The sequence below is a fragment of the Microcoleus sp. PH2017_12_PCY_D_A genome (genome assembly GCF_020738565.1).
Classification (GTDB): Bacteria; Cyanobacteriota; Cyanobacteriia; order Cyanobacteriales; family Microcoleaceae; genus Microcoleus.
Genome location: NZ_JAEQCI010000210.1, coordinates 1 through 6,379, shown reverse-complemented (window position 1 = coordinate 6,379; position 6,379 = coordinate 1). Strand labels below are relative to the sequence as shown.

The 6,379-nt window shown below is 45.1% G+C and carries 5 protein-coding genes; all 5 read left to right on the top strand.

Annotated elements, in window-relative coordinates; genetic code table 11:
- The first annotated feature begins 649 nt into the window (after positions 1 to 649).
- The 5 genes from JGK39_RS32515 (at position 650) to JGK39_RS32495 (ending at position 6,265) form a co-directional block, all read left to right on the top strand.
- On the top strand, positions 650 to 2,857 hold the full coding sequence (locus tag JGK39_RS32515; protein WP_293260677.1) for a pyridoxal-dependent decarboxylase: 2,208 nt from the start codon (positions 650 to 652) through the stop codon (positions 2,855 to 2,857).
- Between the two features lie 488 nt (positions 2,858 to 3,345).
- Positions 3,346 to 4,158 carry an RNA polymerase sigma factor gene (locus tag JGK39_RS32510; RefSeq protein ID WP_293260680.1) on the top strand — a complete coding sequence of 271 codons (813 nt, stop codon included), beginning with the start codon at positions 3,346 to 3,348 and terminating at the stop codon, positions 4,156 to 4,158.
- Positions 4,155 to 4,841 (top strand): tetratricopeptide repeat protein, encoded by a 687-nt coding sequence (locus tag JGK39_RS32505; protein ID WP_293322643.1) that lies wholly within the window; start codon positions 4,155 to 4,157, stop codon positions 4,839 to 4,841. Before JGK39_RS32510 ends, JGK39_RS32505 begins: the two co-directional genes overlap by 4 nt.
- Positions 4,759 to 5,724: a tetratricopeptide repeat protein gene (locus JGK39_RS32500; protein ID WP_293322640.1), complete on the top strand. Its 966-nt coding sequence runs from the start codon at positions 4,759 to 4,761 to the stop codon at positions 5,722 to 5,724. Before JGK39_RS32505 ends, JGK39_RS32500 begins: the two co-directional genes overlap by 83 nt.
- 130 nt (positions 5,725 to 5,854) lie before the next feature.
- On the top strand, positions 5,855 to 6,265 hold the full coding sequence (locus JGK39_RS32495) for a hypothetical protein (RefSeq protein WP_293298799.1): 411 nt from the start codon (positions 5,855 to 5,857) through the stop codon (positions 6,263 to 6,265).
- Positions 6,266 to 6,379 lie beyond the last annotated feature (114 nt).

The following is a 6,379-nucleotide window of genomic DNA, read 5'->3' as shown; positions in this document are numbered from 1 at the left end:
CAACAATTAGGGCAACTAATTTCTAATGTCATATCACGCTATGGGAAACACTTCTCTAATTATAGCTTACTCCGATCCTTTCCTTCAGGGCACTACCCTCCCCTCAACAGCATTCGAGATGGTGCAGGCGCGCGAAAGGCAATATATCAGTTGCACATAAAAATTGAAGCCTGTTGGTAGCGCAGAAGTGTTAAGAGCCTTTACCTAATCGATTCCAAGGTTCCTGCAAATGAGAGTTGCTGCAAAACTTGCATAAATCATTTGTATTGGCTACATATGATATCCGCAGCGAACTTTTAACTTGACAAACGTAAAATTTATTACTTATACTGCTATACAGGTATTTTAATACCGTACAAGCGGATAAAACAAGTCAGGCCGAGCAAACTACCGAACCTTTGGTTTTTGTGGCTCTATTGACACGCAGGAAAATGTATCGACTGAAGTTAAACTTCCGTCGGGACTAAATGCGATTAAAACCAAATGAAATGCAACTAGCAAAGATTTTGCCTCAGTGACAGGCTTGAATGAGCGCAACTATTGGTGTTAACAGCCGCTCTCGTTCAAAACTCTCTATCGGTACTGTACCAATAGAGAAACAACAGCATGATTTATGGCGCGAACCTAACAACACAGGAATTATTGTTTGATGAATACTCCAAGAGACACTCAAAGTCAAGGCTTTGAAAAAGCCCGCCGCAACCTGCAAGAACTTTCCCGTTCTTCCAACCTTCCCAAACTGGACAGCACGTCAGGAACGCGCTCCCTTGAAGCCTGGTTTATGGGGCCAAAGGGAGAAAATGCTGACGTGCTGGAGACTTTAATTGTAGAAGCAATTCGCGACCAGGCTGAGTGGAGAAAGAATTATCACCCAGAAGATCCCGAGCACATTACAGAGGAAATTAAGCAGTCTCCAGAATATTTACAGGCAATGGAGAATTTCAATGAGGGCTATCACTCATTGCTAGAGTTTCTTAAAAATTCAGTTCCTTTCTTCAGCATGCGCTATCAAGGGCACATGGACTGGGATTTGACACTGCCGAGCGTGGTTGGTTACTTCGCGGCGATGCTCTACAACCCCAATAACGTAGCATTTGAAGCATCAACAGCAACGACATACCTGGAAATTATCGTCGGTAACGATTTGTGCCTCATGCTGGGATACAAAATCCCGGAAAATGAGGAAGAGATTGCTCCCTGGGGACACATAACTTGTGGGGGTACAGTTGCCAATATAGAGGCTCTATGGTCAGCTAGAAATCTCAAGTTCTATCCCATTGCTTTGCAACAAGCTGTAATCAACGACTTGGAAGAAGCAAAAAATATCGAGGTTTCTGTTTACGGCGGCGGTATTTTGGTGGTGAAGCCTTTAATTGAACTAACTGTTTGGGAACTGCTCAACCTCAAAGCCGATGACATTCTAGGATTGCCCGCCCGTCTCAAATCGGAGTATGGTATCGATTCGACTGTCCTCTCAGATGCTGTGTCAAAATATTCGCTGCAAGATTTGGGAATACAAAAGTTTGCCAAAAATTTCCTGAGCGATGTGCCAGAACCTTGGTTTTTTGTACCGGGCAGCAAGCACTACTCTTTCCCCAAAGCAGCAGCACTGCTAGGCATGGGAGCGTCCCACATGAAAGACGTTCATGTGGATGCGAACGGTCGAATGAAGATAGATGCTCTCCGCGATCATCTCGATACATGCTTGGCAGAAAAAATACCCGTGTACACAGTAGTGGCGGTGATGGGAAGCACTGAAGAAGGTGCAGTTGACCCGCTGCGGGAGATTCTCAATCTGCGGGACGAATATCGCAAACAAGGTTTAGAATTTACAGTTCATGCTGATGCAGCTTGGGGAGGCTATTTTGCATCTATATTGCGCGATGACTTTGAAATCGAACCCCTACTCTTTCGCTCCGCTCCCCCACCAATTTCACCGTTAAGTGCCTACGTAACCACCCAATTTGAAGCGCTCGGCGAGACTGATTCTATCACCGTCGATCCTCACAAAGCAGGTTACATCCCGTATCCGGCAGGAGCACTTTGCTACCGCAATTCAGCCATGCGCTCTCTAGTTACCTTTGCTGCGCCTTATATATTTCACGGCGATGCTGAACCAACAACAGGTATTTACGGTATAGAGGGTTCTAAACCCGGGGCTGCTTGTGCTTCAGTATATTTGAGCCATCGAGTAATTCGACCAACAAAAAGCGGCTACGGCAAACTCTTGGGTCAGGCTTTGTACAGTTGTGACAAGCTTTACGCACGGCTAATGTGCATGAACAAGCCCGAAGATCGTTTTATCGTAGTTCCTCTATCCGCTCTCCCAGACGATGTTACCGAACAACAAGTTGGGGATTTGATTGATGGCAAAACTAATGAGGAGATCCAAAATAACCCAGACGCAATGGCCCTCCTGAAAGAAATTGGACCCGACCAAAATATCTTGGTCTATGCTTTCAACTTCAAGACTCCATCGGGCAAAGTCAACAACAATTTAGAGAAGGCAAACAAACTCAACCAAACAATTTACGAGAAGCTGAGCATCGAACCGGAGACTGATATCTCTGCTTACGATCTGATTGTGAGCACGACGGATTTCTACGAAAAGTCCTACGGGACAGAATTCATCAAAACCTACAAACAACGTTTGGGAGTAGATGGCTCATCAGACATGCCCATCACCGTTCTGCGTTCTGTAGTGATGGACCCCTGGGTCACAGAAACTGCAACTGGTTCATTTATTGACGTGCTAGAAAAAATATTGCGCGATACAGTTAACCAGGTTATCAACGAAAATCCCGGTGATTTCCAAGTCGAAAATATAATGCCGGTGATTTCCGAGTCGAAAATGTAATGCAGTCCAGCGCTCCACAGATGCGCGCGCATTAGGATTAAAAGCCTGGGCGGTTTGTTCTTTTTCTTGATTTCTCACCAATCCAGAGTACGGATTGTTGAATCAGGGCAGAGAGCCGTAGCTGGCAGCAGGTAAATCAAGTACGAAATGCCAAGATGGAGATGCAATTCGCATCGGCATTCGTACTTGAGTTACTAGCAAACTACATATTGGATGGGTTCTACAGGTATGGCTTGCAGGCAAAATTCATTAAAAAAAGCAACAGCAAGAGTTTGTATGATTTTACATTTGGTTGCACAATACGGTTGACTCACGCCTATTTACCAGTCAATTTGAGTGTAAAATTTGGGTAAGTATTACTAATATTTAGGTAGGGTATTTTCCTAGACCCTGGTGTTCAGCAGCTTTGATAGAACGATCGCGGTGTGACTGTCAACCACAACCTCCAAGATTACTTGAAACTTACAGCCAGAGTTTAGGCATTAGAAATGAAATTAGGTTCTCAATTATCTAGCATTTCAAAGCAGTCGGATCGCTCGTCAGATACAAGCACAAATTTTTGGCAACAATGGAACCAGCACCGAGATTATCTTTACCGTTGCTGTTTGAAGTGGATGGACGGAAACGCGACTAATGCCGAAGAGGTACTCAGTCGAGCGATGCTCAAAGCCTTTGAGAAAAGTCAAGATTCTACTGGTGTCATCACTAACTTTAAAGCTTGGTTGACCCGACTGACTTATAACCTTTGTATGGATATACATCGAGAAAATAAGAGGTTGGGCGATCGGGTTGAGAGTTTGGAAGTAATAATTGAAAAAGGGGAGGAGGGACTGGTTTCTCTCTCCCATAGTCCTGAAACTGTCGCTTTACACTGCGAATTAGCAATGATAATCCAACGCGCTATTGAGGATTTGCCGCCCAAACTGCGCGAACCTTTTATCCTACACTTCATTGCGGAAAAATCATATCTGGAAATAGTACAAAAGCTAGGTGTATCCTACGAAAACCTTCGCAAACGTATTTCACAAGCGCGAAAAATTCTGCAAAAGCGTTTGACAAAGTATTTGTCAGGGTTGGATGATGCTCTGTTAAATTCCTCCGAGTCACCGGACAAAAAGGGCTCTCCCGGGGTGGAAAGCTTGCACTCAGATGAAATAATCACGATTTACCAAAAAATAGCTCCATTCCCCCAACAAAAGGGGCGCTTTGATTGTTCTCTTAATTATCAAGTAAGCGCAATATGTCTGGAAACAATTTTTCCTGCTTGGTACCAGTCACCCACTGCTCTGGGGTGGAGTTGAATGTTCACCTAATTTTAGAAGAAAAGCTAACGAGACAAGAGCAGAAGCTGAACACATTAAGTCAGTATGTGGAGCAGTATCCCTCGGGCTGGAAGAAACGCTGGGAATTAGCCAATCTCCTGTCAGTAATGGGTAACTGGGAGCGGGCGGTTGAGGAGTATCGCCAAGTCATTGAGCGGCAACCTCAATTAATAGATGTGTTGTTAAAATTGGGGAAACTCTTGCAGCTAATGGGAAGGGAAGCTGAGGCGATCGAGGTTTATCAGAGTGTCTTACCATTGTCGGACAATGAAGGGATAGGACAGTATATCAGCGGGGCGATCGCAATTTGTCAAGGTGACAGTAAAAAAGCCATCACTGCGTTGGAAACTGCGGCTAACCTACAACCAGATAACGCAGCTAACTGGCTGGTTTTGGGACAATTGCAGATGGGGAGAGAGAATCCTGTTGGGGCTTTAGGAGCCTTTGAGATGATTTTGTCACTTAACCCTGATGATATTGTCGCCTTAATTCATAGCTATGATGCGCTAAGGGCGGTGGGGAATCTTCAGGAAGCACAGCGACGGTTGCATACATTAATTGTCTTAGCTGCGTTGCGCGATGAGATTGATATCTGGGAAGGAGGGGAAGGAGACGAAAAAGATAATTACCTCTGCTCTGCGACAGTATCCTCATGGGGCTGAGGCTCACAAATCTCTGGCATATTATCACATTTTCCGAGGAGATTGGAAGGAAGGTGTGGAGGTGTTAGCAGAGTTTACCGCACAACACCCGAATCATCCTCATGGTTGGTATTACTATGGGCGCTGCTTGTTTGAGACGGGGGAATATGAGAAGGCGGCGGAAATGATGCTAAAAGCTTATCATCTGTATCCTGATGAGTGTGAAATTTATCGGGGTTTGTGTGAGATTTTGCCTGTTGCGAAAATGACCTCTCTTCCTCTAACTTTCCCCTTAAAAAAGGGGGTCGAGGGTACTCTCCAAACAAAAGAGGGGAATAACATAACCCTTGCTTCCATAGTGGAAGAAATGCTTGAGCGTTTTCCTCAACGCTGGAGTGTTTGGGCGATCGCGGGGCGGGTGTTGGTGGAATGCTTTAAAGAGGTTGAAAGGGGGTGTCTGGTTTCGGAAAAAGGGACGCAACTACAGCCTCAGTTAGCTGATGCTTGGTTTTGTCATGGAAGGGTGTTGGCTTTGGCTTTTAAACATCGGGAAGCGGTGGAGGCGTTGGAGAAAGGATGGGAGTTTTTACCGGCAGGGGGTTATTTGCAATCCGTACCTGCGGCAGTGTGGTTGGGAGAGAGTTACCGAGTGCTGGGGGATGTTGGGGCGAGTTTGCGATCGTGGGAAGTGGCTTGTCAGGGATGTCAGGAATTGAGAGAGTTTAATCCGGCTTCGGCTGATTACTGGCTGGGGAGAGCCTTGGTGGGGTTGGGCGATCGGTTGGGGGCGATACAAGCTTATGAAAGTGCTTTGAGTCAGGAGTTGTTGTATCCGACTCGTGGGGAGGTTGAGAAGAGTTTGAAGGGGTTGAAAGGTAAGGGGAGGAAGGGTTTGGGGGGTTGAGGGTGGATTTTGGGGGAGGAAATTTGAGTGTAAGTCGAAAAATTCCGAAATTGGGGTGGGGAACGTCTTATTGATGTGGGAAGAGAAAACCACTAAAAACTCACTAAAAACTCATTGAGGATTTTTGAAGATGAAACGTGTAATTAGTTTTTTGGCAACACTAATGGTTGCTTTTGTGGTAACTTTTGGTTTTGTAGTAAATAGTGCGAGTGCAGAGACAATACAAGCAGCGAGTACAGTTTATTGTGACCAGCCAATTAGTGCGAGCGCTCCTTGCACAGCCAACATCAGAAAAGGGGATGTTTTAGTAGTGAGTTACGAGCCTGGTATACAATTAAATGTTGTGTTCAGCAATGCGGCTCAAAACCAAGCGAAAATCGCTCCAAAAATCGGCGCAGTAACAAAAGATGATGTATTGATTAATTCTTTAGCACAGGTAACAAAACAATACGATACCCTAGAAACTTTCATGGCAAGTTTTGAAAACAAATCTACCGATGAGAGCACCATGGTTATTGCGAGAGTAACCAAGGGATCATAAAAGCGTTTCCCAATGTTATAACCCACATTCCGCAGATGTGGGTCGGATTTTTTTATCAGTTGTGAAAACTTGGAAGCCAAACGCTTTTGGGCTGAAATTATGCAGTGTTAGCCT

Coding starts and splice junctions, on each gene's coding strand:
- JGK39_RS32500 (WP_293322640.1), top strand. CDS start 4,759: ATGAGATTGATATCTGGGAAGGAGGGGAAGGAGACGAAAAAGATAATT.
- JGK39_RS32495 (WP_293298799.1), top strand. CDS start 5,855: ATGAAACGTGTAATTAGTTTTTTGGCAACACTAATGGTTGCTTTTGTG.
- JGK39_RS32515 (WP_293260677.1), top strand. CDS start 650: ATGAATACTCCAAGAGACACTCAAAGTCAAGGCTTTGAAAAAGCCCGC.
- JGK39_RS32510 (WP_293260680.1), top strand. CDS start 3,346: ATGAAATTAGGTTCTCAATTATCTAGCATTTCAAAGCAGTCGGATCGC.